This is a genomic window from Photorhabdus sp. HUG-39 (assembly GCF_963878365.1).
Classification (GTDB): domain Bacteria; phylum Pseudomonadota; class Gammaproteobacteria; order Enterobacterales; family Enterobacteriaceae; genus Photorhabdus; species Photorhabdus kayaii.
In genome coordinates this window covers 104,805-124,026 of sequence record NZ_CAWNWY010000005.1, presented here as the reverse complement: position 1 = coordinate 124,026, position 19,222 = coordinate 104,805, and the positions used below count along the sequence as shown (strand labels likewise).

Genomic DNA, 19,222 nt, shown 5'->3' with positions numbered 1-19,222 from the left:
GCGAAAACTGAAAGCCTCATGGCTGGCGTAAGGGAACAATATCTCCATCCTTATCGCGATTTGCCGACATTTAATATAACAGATTCCCCATTATCAGGATTAAAAAACCCAACACTGATCACATTTCATACTACCCATTCTGACGGTCAATTAATTACACATTAGAATGATTCAATAATGTAACTATTAAATAATCAATATTCTCTGTGGTAAATGACTATTTTATACCCGAAGCCTGACCGCTGATGCTCAGGTCACTTATTGGTCAGCATCACTGACTTTTTAACACTTAAATTAAACAAAAGGGATAGTATGATGAGTAAACTCAACAGCTCGGTGGCGAGAGGCACGAGTTATCTTTTAATTTACCTTACCGCCATTCAGCCGCTTCACCCGGCGATTGCCACGGGGATCACACCGGATAATAACCAGACACAGGTACAAAATCAGGGTAATGTCCCGGTGGTCAATATTGCCACGCCGAATGACGCGGGAATATCCCACAACACCTATAAAGAATTTAACATTGCCACTCAAGGCGCCGTACTCAATAACGCCACGCAAGCGGCTAAATCACAACTGGCGGGGCAACTTAACGCTAACCCTAATCTGCATGGAAAAGCAGCGGAACTGATTATTAATGAAGTGACCGGCAGCGGACAATCTAACCTGCAAGGCCAATTGGAGATTTTCGGCCATAAAGCCAATGTGATGATTGCCAACCCCAACGGCATTACTTGTGATGGCTGTGGTTTTATTAATACTTCGAGTGCAACACTGACTACAGGTAAACCCCAATTTGATAAACAGGGCGCGTTGGAAGCATTGGAGGTTAAAACAGGCCAGATTACCATTGGCGGTAAAGGGTTAGATGGCAAGGCGACAGATTATGTCGATATTATCAGCCGGGCAACGGAATTAAATGGAAAAATTCAGGCGAATAACCTGTCCCTGACGCAAGGCGCTAACCGAATCAGCTTAAAAGATGGCACAGTTAAACCTGCCGCTGGCGAAGGTGTTAAACCTCAATTAGCGGTTGACACCAAAGCGTTAGGCGGCATGTATGCCAATAAAATCCGACTGGTTGCCACTGAAGAGGGCGTTGGCGTTAATCTGAAAGAGTTAACCAGTCACCAGCGTGATATTACGTTAAACGCCAATGGCAAAATTGAACTGGGAAATATTAACGCTAAAACGGACCTGAATATTGTTGGCAAAGAAACCCGTATTGCGCCCAATATTAACGTGCAGGCGGGACAGGATATTATCCTAGAAAATACCACGCTGGATAATAAAGGTAGCGTGACTGCTGGCCGGGATATGCGGATATTTGGCGATACTGTGCGTAATAGCGGTAATAAAGCCTTGCTGCAAGCCAATAATAATATGTGGATACAGAAAAATGCACAAGGAGATAAAAGTCATCTTATTGAAAATAGATCTGCTACCATAAAGACGAATAAAGGCGATTTAGTTGCCAGATCTCATAAAATGCTCAATATAAGAGATCTTTATCTCCTTTCTAATATTAAACCTGAAAAAAACGATTTTCTTGACTTTAGTAATATTGATGATCTCAGTGACATGAGAAATTGGTTCTTTATAGAAAATTATGATAGCAGTTTAATTTCATCTGGAGGAAATTTATATATAAATAGTGATAATTTATTAAATATAAACAGTGAAATACATGGAAAAGGCGATGTATTTTTGACCGGAAGTCATTTTACAAGCACTAAATTTATAAATACTGAAAATCTATATAATGATAATGGAAATACCTATCCACATTTTATAATAAATAGTTCACATCCTGTATTTAATAATCCATACTATAAATACAGAAATAGGCAGGAAAACGACAGAGAAATATACCCAATGGATTTCAAGATGCATCGCGGCGGCAAGGGAACGAATCCCCGGGAGCATAGATAACTATGTGACCGGGGTGAGCGAGTGCAGCCAACAAAGAAGCAACTTGAAAGATGACGGGTATACATGTATTAGATAGAAATAACACAGATATAAAACAGCAAGATTGGAATCTTCTTCTAAATAACCCTTCTAATGAAACAAAAATTGACTCATTCACAAATAAGACAATGCTATCTTCTGGAAGGAATTTAGTTATTGATTTTCTTGGCGAAGTTAAAATTACGTCAAATAAGGAACTTATTAATGAAAATGAGTTGAATACGCCGATTACACCTAGTTGGAAAGAAAAAACATTAAATCTATTAAATGCAGAAACTGATGATATCAAAGTTAAAAATAATCTTATATTAAATGCAAATGGATTTACATTAAAATCAGCACGATTAAATGCTGAAAAAGATATCAACATTATCTCATCAGATGCTAACGTTGTCGATCTTACCGATTCTAAAATCATATCTAAATCAGGTGATTTATCTATACTTTCAACCTATTATAAAGCACCGTATGAATTTTGGGGTAAATTATTATTTCCAGATGCCATTAATATTTTATCAACGGTATTAAAAGGACATAATGTTTCATTAATAAGCAAAAATTCAGGAATATCCGCTTATAAATCTACAAGATTTAGTATCGGGCCTGATATTGATGATCGAAGTAATATAATAAACTCATCAGGAGATTTAACATTTTATTCAGGAACAAACTTAGATTTAAATTTTATCAATTATTTAACAAAAAACAAGAATACGACTTTAACTGCGGTCAGAGATATTAAAATAAGCAGAAGTGAAACCACTCTAGACTCATCCGAGTCCATATCCATTAATGGTGGTATAAATCTGGATATTAGTGGTGTAAAACTCATCGCAGGAAAAGACGTTATAATAAACTCTTCTCAAAATTCTACATTATGGGGAATTCCTATTACCGCTAATAGTATCTCTATATCGACGGGGAAAGATTTGAATGTAACCAACTCTGCATTGAATGCAACAGAAAACATATTGATGAATTCTGGTGGAGATCTCAATTTATCTGTTGCTTATGGTAATGTAGACGGTCTTCTGATGAGAGAAGGAAGAGTAAGCCACATTACTTCTGTTAATGCAGGTAATAAATTAACTTTAATAGCTAATGATAATATAAAGTTAGAAGGTTCAAGTTTAATTTCTAAAAGTGATATGACCCTCACTTCTGGTGGGTATACATACCTTAAATCCGCAGTAGATACTGAAAACACAAATTCCAGATCATCTATTACCCATAAAGAAGCCAAATTAACCAGCAGTAATAATTTAACCATTTTTACCGGAGAAGGTCTTTTATTTCAAGCAACTAAGCTTTTAGCTAAAGGTGTAATAGATATTGCTGCTAAAGGGGGTTATCTTTATGCACAAGCACAGGAAGATGTGACTGAATATACAACCTCCAGTACTAAACGTAAGTGGTATGGTAAAAAGAAGACTTCAACTACCACCCATCATTCAGTCACCAATAAAGTGACTGAATTTATTGCTGATGGAGATATTAATTTACTCAGCCGAGATGACAGTACATATGAAGCCAGCAAAATTGAAACAAATAAAAATGCCAGACTGACCAGTACACATGGAAAAATAAACTTTAAAGCAGTTAAAGACAGTTCTTTTGAACAGACCATTAGCCAGTCTAAAGGATTTTTCATTAAGAACAGAGATAGTGGTCATCGTGCAGAAACATGGGTGCTGCCTTCGGTTCACATTGGTGGAAAATTAACGATTGAGGCCGCAAATGGGATCAGTGCTGATATCAAAACACAGAAAGGACAATCCTTACAGGCGGTATTGGCTGCTCTTGGCAACACTTCTGAAACAGCCTGGTTAAAAGAGTTAAGCCAACGTCAAGATGTCAACTGGAATGAAGTTCAGGATGCTTATGAGAATTGGGATCATAAGAGCCAGCATTTAAATCCTGTCGTTTCTGCGGTTATTGCTATCTCCGTTGCTGTAGTCACAGCCGGGGCCGGGGTAACTGTAGCTGCTGCCAATAGTGCCGCTGGTGCAGCCAGTGGTGCTGCTACCGCAGCCGGAGCCAGTGCTGCAACAGCAGCAACAGTGAATACCGCCACATACGGCGCAATTTCTGCGGGTATCTCATCTCTAGCTGCTACGGCAGCGGTTAAGCTTATTAATAATGAAGGAAACCTATCGAAAACCCTTAAGGATATGGGAAACAGCGATACCGTTAAATCAACTGTCACATCAATGGCAATGGGTGGCGCACTGGCGGGTTTTGATAACGCCATGGGATGGGATAAAGCCGCCAATGGCGCTCAAATTGACCCGGCAAAAGTGACATTACCTAAACTGAGCAACGGCGACTGGAGCAAAGTGGCTCAACGGATCGCAGGTCAATCCATTATCAGTTCCAGCCTGGGTACAGCCATCAATGGCGGTAGTTTTAAGGACAATTTTACCACCGCATTACTTGCCAATATTGGCAGCCAGATTAACGCCGAAGGTGCCGGGTTGATTGGGGCTAACGGTCAGGTGTTAGATTTACCCGGAAAAGCTATCAGCCATGCGGCGGTTTCTGCCCTTGCTGCGGAAATTGGCGGCGGTGATGCCAAAGGGGCGGCGGCTGGAGCATTAGCCGCAGAACTGGCCGCGATAACATTGGATAAAACATTCAATGATCCAATGAAAATTCAGGCGGGCGGCAAAATCATCGGCAGCGTCGCAGGCGCCATTGCGACCAACAGCGCCAAAGGCGCTAACAGTGGGGCTAATGCTGGGGAAATTGTTATTCTCTTTAACCACCTGAACTCCATGAATGCCTACAATCTGGCTAGAGAGCTCCAGGAAGCCAATAAGCAAGGAACGCCTACCGAAGCAATCTGGAACAAATACAACAAACTGAGCGCTGCACAACGGGCAGACATGTTATCTCACTGTGCCGGAAACGGTGGGTTATGCACACTGACCTATCAGGCCGAAATGGAAGGAGGAATAAAAACAGCGGATGCCATCAGTGGCCTGAGATGGATGTTTGGCTTATCGGCTGAAGATACTCATCGTATCAGCCAGTTTGTGACGACAGAAAATCAGAACGATTTAGGGCTGTTGTATAATTCGCTGCCTGCCTGGGAAAAAGGCGCACTAATCGCCAAAGAAGCAGTAGAATCTGCCGGTATTGGTGGTGCCATCGGCAGCAAAGCTTCGGTTGCTTCGATTGTTGGGAAGAGTCGTCATGTTGGCAACACAATAGGCTCAAGCAAAACGAAAGAAACTCAGATATGGACAGAAACGAAGAAAAAAGAGCCTGTAGCAAATGCTTACGGCCACTGGGATAAACATAAAAGTGAATTCCCTGAATATCAGAATTCAAAACAATATGTCGAAGCCACCCATAATTTTATTAAAAATCCTCCAAAAGGAACTTTAATCAAAACCCGAGCTAATGGTGATACCTTGTATTACAATCCAAAAACAAATATTTTTGCAGTAAAAAATGTGGATGGTGTCCCGAAAACAATGTTTAAACCAAATCCAGTAGATCATGGATATGAAACAAATTTGGATTACTTCAATGCACAAAAATAATAGATTATATGTATGCCGTGTGTGTGGTGCAGAACAGTTAGATCCTCCGTGGGGTGAAGATGGTAACTCACCAACATTTGATATCTGTGATTGTTGTGGGGTAGAGTTTGGCTATGAGGACGCTACTTTAACAGCATTAAAGAATTATAGATCCAAATGGTTGGATAAAGGCGCAAAATGGAACTCTGAAAAATCCAAGCCAAAAAATTGGTCGCTAGAGGAGCAACTATCAAATATACCTAAAGAATATTTGTAAAATTTAAGAGTATGCAAATGGATTTGCGTGATCTCTTGTTAATAAAATGACCACTCTCCCTATGTTAGCAATACGCTAACACAGGGAATTTATAGCCCATCATATCAGCCGGTAAACTGGGTGATATAATCAAGAAAGGCGATCAACTGTATTTGGACAGTTCTCATAAAAACCCTCGAAAGGAACTTTAATCAAAACCCGGGCTAATGGAGATTCTTTATATTACAATTCAGCATATTTGTTTATTACTCAACACTAAAATTCATTGGAAAAACACTGAAATATTATGCATAAACTGAGCTAAAACACGATTAGCCAAATATATGAGCAATTATAATTATTTAAAAGACCACCTCCCGATATAATAAGCTACTAATACCCATAAATAGTTAATTTTCTACAATTGACTTACCCACTTATTCTTTCAATTATCAAATAATTAATAAATATAATTTTTAATAATATAAAAGTGGCCATAAATTATAAATTTCAGGCCACCATTTCATTTAATTACTATTAATTACCAGGTACTAATATTAAATTAGAGGCTTACAAATCAATCCTGACAAAACTGATATCCTATCACTCTTGAATTGGAGAGGGATTTGCAATACTTTTCAGTGAATCAGGAACAGTTTCTCTGAGATACATATCGCTGATTTTTGGTAAATTCTTAACATAGAGATCATATGGCATCCAGAATGATTTCCCCTCAAATCGGCTATTCTGGAATATATCATTTTGCACGTCTTCTGGAATATTTTCCCATTCAGCAGATCCGGGGGAATATGGACCTTTATATTTAACGACATTCCACGGATTATGCAATCGTACTAACTTAATATCATTCCATTGCTGAGCATCTAATATTAAATAAGCATGACCTGATACCAAATCCGTAGAGTAACCCGTTCCTTGATAAGTCACATGATGTTTTATTTTGAAGATATCGATAAATTTTTCATCCCAAATACGATCCTGATTATCCCGATTAATACTGGTATTTTCTGTCGATTCTATACCAAAATAGATCTCATTACCGCCGCCTAAATTCTCATAGCTTCCATGCAATTTCGCAAATGCTTTTTCAATCAGGTAATACCAAAACTCATTTTTATCTTCCATATCAGAAAAACTAACTCGTGGCAGATCATCATCAATCAATAAATAACCAATTTTCGATTGATTGATGATTCTAATCGAATAAACCCCCGTTGGGTTATAAACCGGCGGATAGATAGCAGAAAATAACAAATTATGCCCTTCAGGATGGGATGCAATTGCCCCAATGGTACTAACAAAGCCGCAATTACCAAGATAAAGCTGGCCCATATCGATCATCTCTATCCCTTTAATAAACATGTTAGGGGATTCAATAAAATCTTTAATACGGTCATGCTTATCAACTCCCCCGCTTTGCCATTGCTCAGGAGGATATGAATCATCGACTAAATAGGCATTCTTCTCTGATAACGCTTTAATTAAGGTCAATACAGGATCTTTTGCATATAACGTGACGCCTTTAAAGTCAAAAGGTTCACAGGCAGCCAAAATATCATTTAATTCACTTAATTTTACCGCTTTATCAGGATCTCCGCTCAATGCTTCTTGCACTGATTTTTCAGCATATGCGTCACGTCCACATGCAATTAAATCCCTATCTGGTGATTTCGGCCATGCATGAACATTAGCGACATCAACTGGTTTATCGGAGAAATTAATAACTGACATTTTCAATATCCCTTGATTTTATAATGGATGAATAGCCTTGCGCTATTATTTATATTAAATAGCTCAGACCAAAGGTTTTATATCTAATGGTATAGTCAAATAATTGGCGAACACACTTACCTTTGGTTAGGTAAATATTTCCTTATCACGTTATTAAAATCAACTTAATTATTAAATAGATGATGATTTTATTTTATTGAGTCAGTATTAATAATTCGAAACAATAATAACCATTTCGATTCAATTAAAAAACCAAAAATATAAAGCCTGCGTATAATATACAGGCTTTATATAGATTCTGAAAATAATTACTGCGTAGCTTATAAGAATGGCGTGATATTGCCAGCCCCTTCCCGTATTACAACCGGCGTATCCTCGGTTAAATCAATTACGGTGGTAGGTTGTTGCCCTAAATAACCCCCGTGAACAATCAGATCAACCCGTTTTCCCAAATTATCTTTAATTTCTTCAGGATCAGATTCAGCAAAATCATTGCCTGGCAAAATCAGGCTCGTGGACATCAATGGCTCACCCACTTGTTCAAGAAGCGCCAAGGCAATTGGATTAGATGGAACACGTAATCCGATGGTTTTCCGCTTATCATTCATCAAACGACGAGGGACTTCTTTCGTCGCACGCAAAATAAACGTGTAATTGCCCGGAGTATTATTCTTAATCAGACGAAAAGCCGGATTATCGACATAAGCATAAGTCGATATCTCCGACAAATCCCGGCACATTAAGGTGAAATTATGATGACTATCTAACTGGCGAATACGACATATCCGAGTCATCGAATCTTTATCTTCCAGATGGCAACCAATCGCATAACCGGAATCAGTGGGGTAAATAACCACCCCACCTTTTTTCAACACATCCACACTTTGCCCTATTAAGCGGGGCTGCGGATTATCTGGATGAATATAAAAAAACTGGCTCATAAATTACCTCTTAATTTTATGCTGCCCCTACAGTGACCAGTTACGCCATATTGGTACCACATCACCGGGTAACCACAATTTACGCCCTAACTCTATCCATGAACAAGGCTGGTGAAAATCAGAACCTAACGAAGCCATCAAATCATGTTCCCGTGACAACTGACCAAGATATTGCCGCTCGTTAGGTGCCTGCTGACACTGTGCAACTTCCATTGCATCACCACCATGTTGTTTAAACCAAACAATCAGACGCTTCAACCATTTGGTCGATAAATCATATCGTCCCGGATGCGCAATGACTGCTTGACCACCTGATTGATGAATGGCATCAATAGCTTGTTCAATTGTACACCATTGAGGTGGAACATATCCGATTTTTCCCTTTGCCAGATATTTTTTAAATATTTTCGCCATTGTTGGCTCTCTGCCCATTTCAATTAAATAACGGGCAAAATGGCCTCGTGTTATTTGTCCACCATTCGCTAATCGGCTCGCTCCTGCCCAAGCATCGGAAATACCCACCTTTGCCAGCTTGCGACCTATTTCAATTCCTCTTTCTTTCCTAAGTTCAGATTGTTTATTAAGTAATTCAATCATTGCATTTGACTGAATATCAATGTTCAGACCAATAATATGAATCTCGATATTTTGCCACAGTGTGGATATCTCAACCCCTGATATGAGCTTTAATGGCAAATCATGTTGGTTAATATATTCATGGGCCGGCAAAATAGCGTCTGTCGTATCGTGATCAGTCACGGCCAATACATTAACGCCCATTGCCACCGCTCGTTCGACCAATTCTGCTGGTGAAAGTAAACCATCCGATGCAGTCGTATGGCTATGCAGATCGTAAATTGTTACTAACTCAGTGGCTGAATTTGTCATTATCTCTTTCTCTGCCCAAATAGCTTAAATGCTTGATGGGATAGCTTAACGGTAAATGGTCGCGTTTTACAGAAATAATCATGTTCAGCCCTAGAATATCGGGTTGAACATGATTATTTTAAGCATGAAAAAACTAACAGATAAGAAAAGCAATATCCCTTTTTATTGGCAAAGAAAAATTAACCGGCGTTTTTCTTCACCTAACCAATAGATTTCAAATAATAGGGCTTACCCGGATTATAAAGTGGCCCCATGTCGATGGTTTCATCATTAGATTTGGCAATATAGCCCATCCCTTCTCTGGCCGCATTTGCCAACAAGCCACAATCCTGATCGCCTGACCAAGAAAATATGCCTCCCAGTTTATTCTTAGCGACATATTCCGCTTTTTGCTTCACCGTGCGAGGGGTATCTAATGAGATAAAGTGCCCCTCTTTTTCACTAAACAAGAAATCAGCATCAGCATTGGTATCTGTCATTAACACAAAGCCATTTTTCCCGGTAGCGAGAGTGTGTTCACTATCCAGATAATTATTAACAATATCAAAGAATTCAGGTGAACCTTTTTCCATTGTTCCTAATGCATCGCCAGTTTTATTATATTCGCGCGTTTCAAGATTTGCCCCTTTGCCCGCACGGCCATAGTTAGCATAACCTAAATGAATTTTCTCCAAAGGTATGCCAAGATCCTGATGTAAGTAATTGATAGCAACTTCCGCGGATAAATCAGATGCCTCTGATGGATCAGGATCTTTTGGCGAATAGAGATTAGTATGATGGCCGATATAAGGTGCCCAACCAGTACCAAAATAGTCGTAACTCATTAAGTAAATATTATCCAGACCATTTTTGACTAATTCAGCAATATTAGAGGTTTTTAATTTCGCTTTTACACCACTACAAGCAATGGAGATCTCTTTTCTATCCTCTCGTCCAAATCGACTATCCAAAGATTCACGTAATTCTTTAATTAACAGAGCATAATGTTCTCCATCTTTATCACTAATAACATTACCTTCCTCTCCCGGGCTTCCAGGATATTCCCAGTCAATATCGACACAACTGAACATAGGAAAACGCTCAAAGAAATCAACAATACTGTCAACAAAAACACGACGCAGTACCGCATCAGCCGCCATCACGGAGAAATAACCGGACATACTCCAGCCACCAATACTAAAAGCTAATTCAAGTTTATGGCCCGCTAAACGTGCCGTTTTTTGCAGTTCACGCAACCCACCTAATAAACCCGAAGCTCTCTTTTGTTGATAATAAGGCAAGAATGTTCCCGGACCGATAGCAGTATTCGCGCTTTCTTTCGGTAATCCCACATTACGGGCAGTTCCTAAATCACCATAAGGGTCAAGAGGGACAATATGGCCTTCAGTAATTTTTATTTCACTCTGGCTATTCCAACCATCGGCAACCTCTTTGATTTTATCCCCTTTCACACCAGTATCACCGTAAATACCCAAAAAGCTGAATATTAATTTATCATAGGCAGTCACATTGATAGTGCTTAAATCAAACCCTCTTCCCCGATCACCAACCTTTTCATCCTCACCATCCAAACGTGCATCATATTGGCACCAATCAGTAATATAAGCAGAAAGTTTTGGCCTGGATTTATCGCTTTTATATTCATTAAACATCGGGCGACAAACACGCGTCGCAGTATAAGAAAGGTTACCCGCTGAACCATCAGGTTTAAAATTAACATCCGGCCGTTGATAGGTTTGTTCTGTAATCGCATCCGGTTGTAAAACCGGTGAAGGAATATCTTCGGTTGGATCAACGCGCCCATCGGTAGGATTTCCGTGTTGTTTTATCTCATTTTCCGTCGCTGGACGAATATATTTCCAGGCATTATGCGGTGTTCCCTCTTTAGCCGTAGGATCGGGAATATGCCAGCGCTCAACCCAATACGTATTGGTATAAACACCACTATTAAAAATAACATCATAAACTTGGCCGCCTGCCTGATTATTCCATGCAGTTAATGGTTCACCAACAATATCACTGATGTCGGACATGGATTTCGATGAGGTATAAGTATATTTATTTACCATTTATAAACTCCAATGCGATTTATATTTAGCCTCCACATAATTAGAAGAGGCTAATTTGAATGTTAAAGATAATGAGTAAGCATTTTAAATTCAGGTGACTGATTCATTTAATGCTTAATTCTCGTTATCACAAATCTGGGTTTTCCTTTTTTAATAACTCTTTAACCGCCAGACCAAATGATGCAGATCCTTCTTGCGCGGTATATCGAATATGAAGAATAATATCGGTCAAACTTTCTAAATCCTGCGAGATATTGGTAAATTGGAAATTCCAACTTGATCCTACCCCTACCCCCTCAAAGGGTAAGAAACGTTCATCATCGAAATTAAGCGTGAACATTCCGCTGTCATTAATCCCCGTAGATAAAGCGATTTGTTGATTAGGCTGGATACTGCGCACCGTATAAGGCGTTTCCGCACGAATTCCTTCTTTCAACATTTTTTCAACGGTTTTGAGATCCGCTTTTGTCGTATAACTGCTCACACCCGACAAACTTAATTTGGCACAGATATCTTCATAAGGCCCAATTAACATCGGCAGCGTCACTGAAACTGATTTAATCCGCCGATTAAATAAACCCGGATAATCCACACCAAATTGTTTTAACTCATCCAAATTAAAGGTAATTGCAGTATGCGCTTTTAAAGCGTTGAGATTATTTTCCCAAGACTCACCCAATAAAGATTTAAGTGAAATTGTTTTGATAATTTCCAATTTACGCGAATTTTGCTCAACATAAGTGCGTTCCATGCGTTGCAACGCCAATTTCAGATTTTCACCGACCAACAGCCCTTGATAGAGATCATTCCAGCTCGCGCCATCAATAAAATTCTGCTCGCCTAGTCCAAGTTCATATTGTAAAGAGGCTTGTGCGGATAAACATAACGATGAAACAGCATCATAAGCCTGCAAATAAAGGCTTGAGATCTGGCTAATCATCCAAGTATATAAGCTTTCATTAGTAAAACGGCTGGAGAAATACGCCAACAGTGCCTGAGATTGTTGTTGCTGTGCTTCTACTTGCGCCAAACGCTTACGTGCGGCGCTGACCTGCAACTGCTGAATATTAATTTGCTGATCAATAGATTTTACTTCCCATTCAGCCTGTTTATATTGCAGTTCCCACTCTTGCCGGCGACGGCGATAAGATTCAGAAACACTGAGGCTATCAGCTTTAGTACTATCAGACTGATGTTTCAAGGTTGCTATTTCAGCAACAGCATTTAAAGCGGCCCCCCAATGTGAACCCCCGACTGCCAATCCATAAATATTGGGAACTAAATCCAGTGCCGCCGCCGCTGTTCTTGATACTTGTGAAGCTAACAGAGCAGAAGATGCCTGAGCCTGTAATTCAATAACCTGTTGTTCCGTTGACGAAATATTTTCATCATAAAGACTTTTATAATGTTCGTACCGCTCCTGAGCAGATTGTTTACTCACTTGCAATGCATCAAGACTGGCCTGATTAATATTGATATCTTGTTGCTGAAGGTCAACCGCAAAACGGTAGAGATCATTATTCTGCACCATCTGGAATGATTCAAAACTCAAATTATCTTTCCGTTCCAACAGGCTTAACAACGTGCTGCCAAATTGTATCAATGTATCGACACCCGATTTCGCCCGCGCCAACATCGGTTCAAAACGATAATTTGGCACTCTGAAATTCATTCTGCTGGCATTTCTGGCAGCAACAACCTTCTGATAACGCTGATTCATTAATCCACGAGGAGAAATTTTCGAATCATAAAGATCCATAGAAATTTCTTTACCATCCAGCGTTAAATTATGCCGTAAATTGTAAATCCGGTTTTCTATTTTATCCCACAGGGCCGTTAACTCTTCATTAATCGGTTTCATAAAGAGATCATTATCCAGCGCACGAATCGTTTTATCATGAACCACCGGGGCATAAGGCAAAGGATAACTTATCATCTCCAATGCACGTACTGCGCTACTCTTCCTATATGATGCATCCTCAAGAGTTATCGGCTGCCATGAACTGGCTAATTGGAGATCAGGACGCGCACCTAATAATGAACTTGCCGTTGCATAGCTCAGACGTGCCACCGTTCTGGCAGTAGTCTGTAATTTGCGATATTCCATGTCACCCTGATCGATAATATTCTTAACGTAGAAGTTAAAAATAGCCTTACGATAATGAATAGGTTCACTGGCAGAAATTGCATCAGGATCAGCCGGTTCTATTAAACTACGTAATCTCTTTGGCTCGTCAATGATCGGGCGACTATTCCAATAACGTGGCTTATTTTGTTCCAGCGCCGATTCATCATGACTTTCAAAAGGATTAAAAATAAACTTAATCCAGCGACTGGCTTCTTCATAACGCTGTTCGACATTAAACCGCCAGGCCACCATAAATGGCATATGGAAGAATAATTCCCAGAAATAAATACCATTTGCTCCTTTAAGGTCGATAGGTTTTGAAACATTGCCGGTAATCGGCTCTTCATGAATATTTTGCGTTTCCCAACTGAGAACTTTGTCCAGTTTTTGACTCGCCTTACTAATTAACTCTTTTGCAAACAGGGTATTTAAACGAATCGCCTTGTCAGAATACCAACTTTCTAATGGTTCCTCTGGTTGCTCTTCTTTTGGAAATTGCAAATACTGAGTTTGTTTAGTCTGTTTAATTTGTATCTTGTCACGAAGCAATTTACCTACACTGAGTTTAGTTTTAATTTTACCCGCAACATCTCCAGTTTCTGACGGCAAACTAAAACCCGTAACAACCGTTACATCATTTCTATCACAACGGTTCAATGTGACACTCAGCTTTGGATCATAATCTTCTGGAGTCAATATCTTATAATCAAGCCAACAGCGTTCACCCTTGCTATCTTCCAGCCAAATACAATAAAGGATATTTTTACTTCTGCTAAAATCATATTTATACGTTGAAGTGGACGTAAGATGCATATTTAATGTCCCGTCAACATAAGGCGCCTCCAGCTTAAAATCGTCTATTTTACCCAGTTGTCCTTCAAATGTTGGTGGTTCGGCTATCGGCCATTTCATATTATTATTAACGGGATAAAGTACCAATTGCTTATATTCTTCCGGCCCGCCATTTGAGGGTTCTCGAAAATAGAACCAGACTAAAGCCGCGCCATATGCATCAAGGTCGGATAGCTTTGAAGTGGATTTGGGCAAATCCGTTGCTTCCATTAATAAGTTGTCACAAACATAGGTGAAAACTTCATCATAATCGTATGCTTTTCCATCATTATCTGTACCTTGCAAGCGCACAAATGCGACCAACGCTAAACGTTCAACATTTCCGGTACGATCGAGAACCGCAATCAACTCTTTCATTGAGTGGTCGAGTAAATCCTCACGAACAGTTGTCCCGGTACTCCAGGTACCATCAAATGCTAAATGAGCCAAATTAAGTTTGGTACGATATTTAACGCTATTACCTTGATCTTGTTTTTCTTCAGAGACTTCAAACCAACTAATATATAACCGGTTATTTAGGATAATTGGACGAACAATACCGTTATACGCATTTTCTAAAGGAACATTAATCAGCTTCCACTCACTCCAGGCGGTAGGATAGAGTTCATCAGTCTGATTATTACGCTGTTTGGCATCTAAAGTTCGCCAAAAATAACGGTAAGGTTGAGTTCGTGTTTTAGCAATGAAATAGATCTTATCATCGGTAATATCAATACCATCTTCATAGCCAGCAATAACCTCTAAATTACTGACCTCTTCGAAGTTATTCAAATATCCCAATATCGCTTTTTGAGCAACATCATCGGTGAGCTTGCCTTGATTAAGCGCACTTTCAAGTTGGAAAAAGAATTCTGTTTTGGTTAAACGTAATGTGGGATCAACATAGACTTCTGGATAAATAGCCAATTGTTGATTTGCCGCCCAATAACCATAACGATTAGCAAACTCCTGCCAATTGTCTGCCTCTTCCTGAGTCATTGATAAACCTGACTCTAAATTCAAAACAATACGGTTAATATATTGTTGTATAGATTGGGTAATATGTGCGACACGAGCTGTTTTTACTTTAGAAGAGACCTGAGTGTCTAACAAGAGAAAATCATACAAGTCATCAACATTTTGAATTCTTTCACGCAAGGATTGAAAAGCGGTATCATGCGGAACAATCTGACCAAGATAATAATCAACTAATGCATCACGCAAATTTTCCTGTAATTTAGCTTCAATTAAACTAGACATTCTCATCATCTCCTTGCGCTTTTAATGCAGCCATTACTGCTTCACCAATGCTTTGGAAAGCTTCAAAATCTGAATTAACATCAAGTGCACCAGCACCTAATAAAGGCTCAACGGATAAATTGGTTTTCACAGAAAATTGTTGTAGCCGTCGTATCCAATCTATTTGGGATAAGGTCATCGCACGTTTTCTTTCTAATCCTCCTTTATCGCAAGCAAGATAAATTTCATCAGGACCCCAATCTAAAATTTCCGCCAGTAATTGCGCACATTTATAATTATTATCATCCTCTTCTGTCTTCGGTAAAATTTCACTGTTAGCAAAAGTAAAATATTCCTGAACTTTATCCTCATTTTGTTTCGCATTTTCCAGTAAATCTTGATAGCGATTCAACAGGAAAATTTCATCTAACGACAATGATATTTCTGTGGTTTCATCTATGATTAGTCCAAGCCATTTAGGATTTGTCAGGCGCAATAATAATAGATTATTACCTATGCTCAACGCATTAATTAATTGGGTATAAACTAACAGACTATAGGTCAAGTCCAGAAACTCTTTTTTAATATCTTCAACTTTTTCTGGTGTATTATCTAACACCATTTTCAACACTGAATAAACACTACTTCCTAACCAACGCAATTGTAGTGGCACAATATCTCTTGATACCCCATATTCACCCGCAATAGTGCTAGATAATAGACTCTCTTGTGTGGTTTTAGATTGCAATATGATCTGCAAGACAATATTAATTTGATTATTATCTGGAGTTATCTTTTTCTCTTTTACAATATCTTCTATCTTTTTCCTCAGAGATTCTTCGTCTGTTTTTCCCCATATCAATGGAATATCTTTGATTAATCCATTATCCCTATCAAAAACACCATTTTCATCTGACAAAATGGTCCACCAATCTGTACCATTTATTTCTTGCCGATTAAAATCAGAGTCTTGCAAACGTACATTATCAGTAAGACCGTCAGAAATTCCTTTATAAAAAGTTAACATACCACTTGTTGGCACGACCGGAAGCTGAGTTTTACCTAATAATAGAGAAAGCTTAATCGGTGTCAGTTTCGTTTTAGTGAGCCAGGAAGTTAAAACCTCCATTTGGGCAATAATACTGAGGATGTCATCTTTCTCTCCTAAAGCCGGTATATTTACCAGATATTCGCTTTTATCCGTTAAAATATCCACCAGAATTAATCCATCTTCCGCAGAAAAACCAAATAATCGTGGAATAGTCACCAAGCGATAAAGTCTGGATACGACATCAAGATTACGCACTAATTTGCCAGAAGAGAGTTTCAGTGCTTTCTCAACGATAGGTGCAATCACTTGAAACGTGGATAAAGAAATAGCTAACCCTGCACACAATTGTTTAACTGTTTTTGCGCCATCTCCTTGATTTTCTGCATAGTTAAATTCTTTCCCATCCAGAATTAACGGCTGGTCAAAAAGTTTAGACTGATTAAAAACTTGATCAAAAAATGGAATATTATTGCTGATGGCAAATGGCGTAATTTGATATATCCATCCGGCAAACGTCTCCGGTAATACTTTATATTGTGTCGATAAATGACGGAATAAACCTAATGCTCTTAATGTATTATTAGAGATAGCCAGATCGCTATTTTTCGGTTCAGCTTTTATTGCTGAGGTTACCAGTAAATCAAGTTGATGATAAGGTAACGCTAACCAACGCTGTAAACGAATAAAGCGGTTCATTCGATCATAGCGAAAATCAGAAACTGCATCTATTTCCCGTCCTGAGTCCGTTCTCACAATGCTTAATGCATCCAATTGCCCTGCATTTATATAAACACCACCACAGTGATAAGGTGCAGGAAAGTGTTCTGATGTTTGCCCACTATCGAAGATAGGATTAGAAAATACCACATTTGGCGAAACTAAAGGCCGGAAATCACCACTACTAAACAAGTGTTCGAGATCTGTCACTTTCGATCCTGTTTGTTGACCAAAAGATAAAATCTCTGTTAATTTCACCCTTTCATCCGCAGAAACGCCATAGTTATCTTGGAAAAACCGCTCTGCTTCTGGCAATAATTCTGATTGTGCAGTCCCTTGTTTAGCAATAGCAAAACGATAAGTCATGGTCAGGAAGTTAATGCCTTCAATATTTACCGCAGTATTATTTGTACTTTCTTTGGGTACCGCAGCATAAACTGTCATTTCACCAAAGAAAGGACCTTTATCTAAATTACCGATATCACTATTATCACTTTCTACATAAGTCAATTTTAACTGCCGACTAAATGGTGATGAATTATCGAAAGGCTCCATCCTCGCTTTTATGCGATTGTAGGTCAGAACACTTTCACCACGAAGTTTAACTTTGATCGTCTCTTTAGCTTTATTTTCACAGGTAACGACAATTTCATCATAGGCTTTATCAACATTATCACTCAATAATGTTGGGCCAGTGATATTTTCATCAGCATGAATAATATAAGCATGTTTTGCAACATCACGTTCAGGCAATACTTCTGTTGTACTTGTGCTGAAATAGCTATTAATAAGTTGTTCGCGTGATAAAAAGTTTTGCGCAAATGGGCTTTTCTCTGTCAGTAAACTCATTTGCTCCTTACTTAATTGGGTATAAGCAAGCAGAGCCTGATCACGTTTTTCCGTTAAGATATGCCAAGGAAATTGTTGATTCACTTGCTGAATAACGGTACCTAATTCAGTCTCTTTTTCGGCCAAACCTTTATTGATCTGTTGAGAGGGTAAACTATAGGGTAATGTAAAGGGAAAACGAGTCTCTCCCAAAACCTGATTAACCGGTTTTTCCGCCTGACCTGTCTGATCAATATATTCCCTGGCACTTTTCGACAAAACATCATTCACAATAGATATTGCCGTGATCTCTTTGTAAAGATTATCACTATTAAGTAATAAGTCAGGAATATCAGCACGCCGTTGCTCCAATCCCACGGCATTATTAGAGCCATCTAACTCTATTTGTTGTACAAATTTATAAAGATCAAGCAGGTAATTTACCGGACTGTCAAGGGATTCAATAGCGTTTGGCTGACAGAAGCTATCCCAAGGCTCAGGAAATAGGTTACTGTAATCAGGTAATTTTTCTTTCTCATCTGCATCATTATTGCGATAAGAAAAATATCTTGCCTGATGACTCGCTTTTGTTAATGATGTGTCATCGTAATCCCTCAATTGTCTTTGCCGATAACTTTGTACCAATTGATTCGCCGCACTCACTGCTTTATCAAAAATGACCTCTGCATGACCTGATAAAGATTGATTATGGCGTTTAATAAATCGCTGCTTTGATACTTCTGCAATATCAAAAATTGAGTGATATCCCAGACGCTGGAGTGTATTAACCAGCGTGATAGTGGAATTATCTTCTTTCTCTACTGCGTTTAATAACCTATAACCTGATGGCGATTTTGACGATTTAACTTCTGCCACCGCAGCTAATAATGGTGATACTTTTGTTATATTCTGTTTTTCACGAGAAATGCTTTTATATTTATCCATTATATTATTCCCAACCTAATTAATCGGAAACACCTGAACAGAACAGTTATAGAGACTATAACCACTTTAAGTAGTG

General features: G+C 38.9%; 7 protein-coding genes and 1 pseudogene. 2 read left to right on the top strand and 6 right to left on the bottom strand.

What is annotated here, in order from left to right; all coding sequences use genetic code 11:
• Window positions 1-315: 315 nt before the first annotated feature.
• Together AAC155_RS05670 and AAC155_RS05665 are read left to right on the top strand one after the other, a co-directional pair.
• A pseudogene (locus AAC155_RS05670) lies at window positions 316-5,522 on the top strand (DUF637 domain-containing protein).
• A complete protein-coding gene (locus AAC155_RS05665; protein ID WP_113041363.1) occupies window positions 5,509-5,778 on the top strand; it encodes a hypothetical protein in 270 nt (89 codons plus the stop codon). The pseudogene AAC155_RS05670 and the gene AAC155_RS05665 overlap by 14 nt, the downstream one beginning before the upstream one ends.
• A 582-nt stretch (window positions 5,779-6,360) precedes the next feature.
• Here AAC155_RS05665 and AAC155_RS05660 read toward each other — a convergent pair.
• The 6 genes from AAC155_RS05660 to AAC155_RS05635 form a co-directional block, all read right to left on the bottom strand.
• The gene (locus AAC155_RS05660) at window positions 6,361-7,509 is read right to left on the bottom strand and encodes a C2 family cysteine protease (RefSeq protein WP_229015657.1); all 1,149 of its coding nucleotides are present in this window, start codon (window positions 7,507-7,509) and stop codon (window positions 6,361-6,363) included.
• 320 nt (window positions 7,510-7,829) lie between these two features.
• Window positions 7,830-8,450 carry an L-threonylcarbamoyladenylate synthase gene (locus AAC155_RS05655; RefSeq protein WP_113041361.1) on the bottom strand — a complete coding sequence of 207 codons (621 nt, stop codon included), beginning with the start codon at window positions 8,448-8,450 and terminating at the stop codon, window positions 7,830-7,832.
• A 27-nt stretch (window positions 8,451-8,477) separates the two neighbouring features.
• Complete coding sequence (rnm, locus tag AAC155_RS05650) at window positions 8,478-9,338, bottom strand: RNase RNM (RefSeq protein ID WP_113041360.1); 861 nt, start codon at window positions 9,336-9,338, stop codon at window positions 8,478-8,480.
• A 200-nt stretch (window positions 9,339-9,538) separates the two neighbouring features.
• On the bottom strand, window positions 9,539-11,407 hold the full coding sequence (locus tag AAC155_RS05645) for a glycoside hydrolase family 18 protein (RefSeq protein WP_113041359.1): 1,869 nt from the start codon (window positions 11,405-11,407) through the stop codon (window positions 9,539-9,541).
• A 127-nt stretch (window positions 11,408-11,534) separates the two neighbouring features.
• Window positions 11,535-15,626, bottom strand: coding sequence for a Tc toxin subunit A-related protein (locus AAC155_RS05640; RefSeq protein ID WP_113041358.1), 4,092 nt, complete (start codon window positions 15,624-15,626; stop codon window positions 11,535-11,537).
• Entirely contained in the window at window positions 15,619-19,146 is a 3,528-nt protein-coding gene (locus AAC155_RS05635; protein WP_113041357.1) for a Tc toxin subunit A, read from the bottom strand. The genes AAC155_RS05640 and AAC155_RS05635 overlap by 8 nt, the downstream gene beginning before the upstream one ends.
• Window positions 19,147-19,222: the final 76 nt, after the last annotated feature.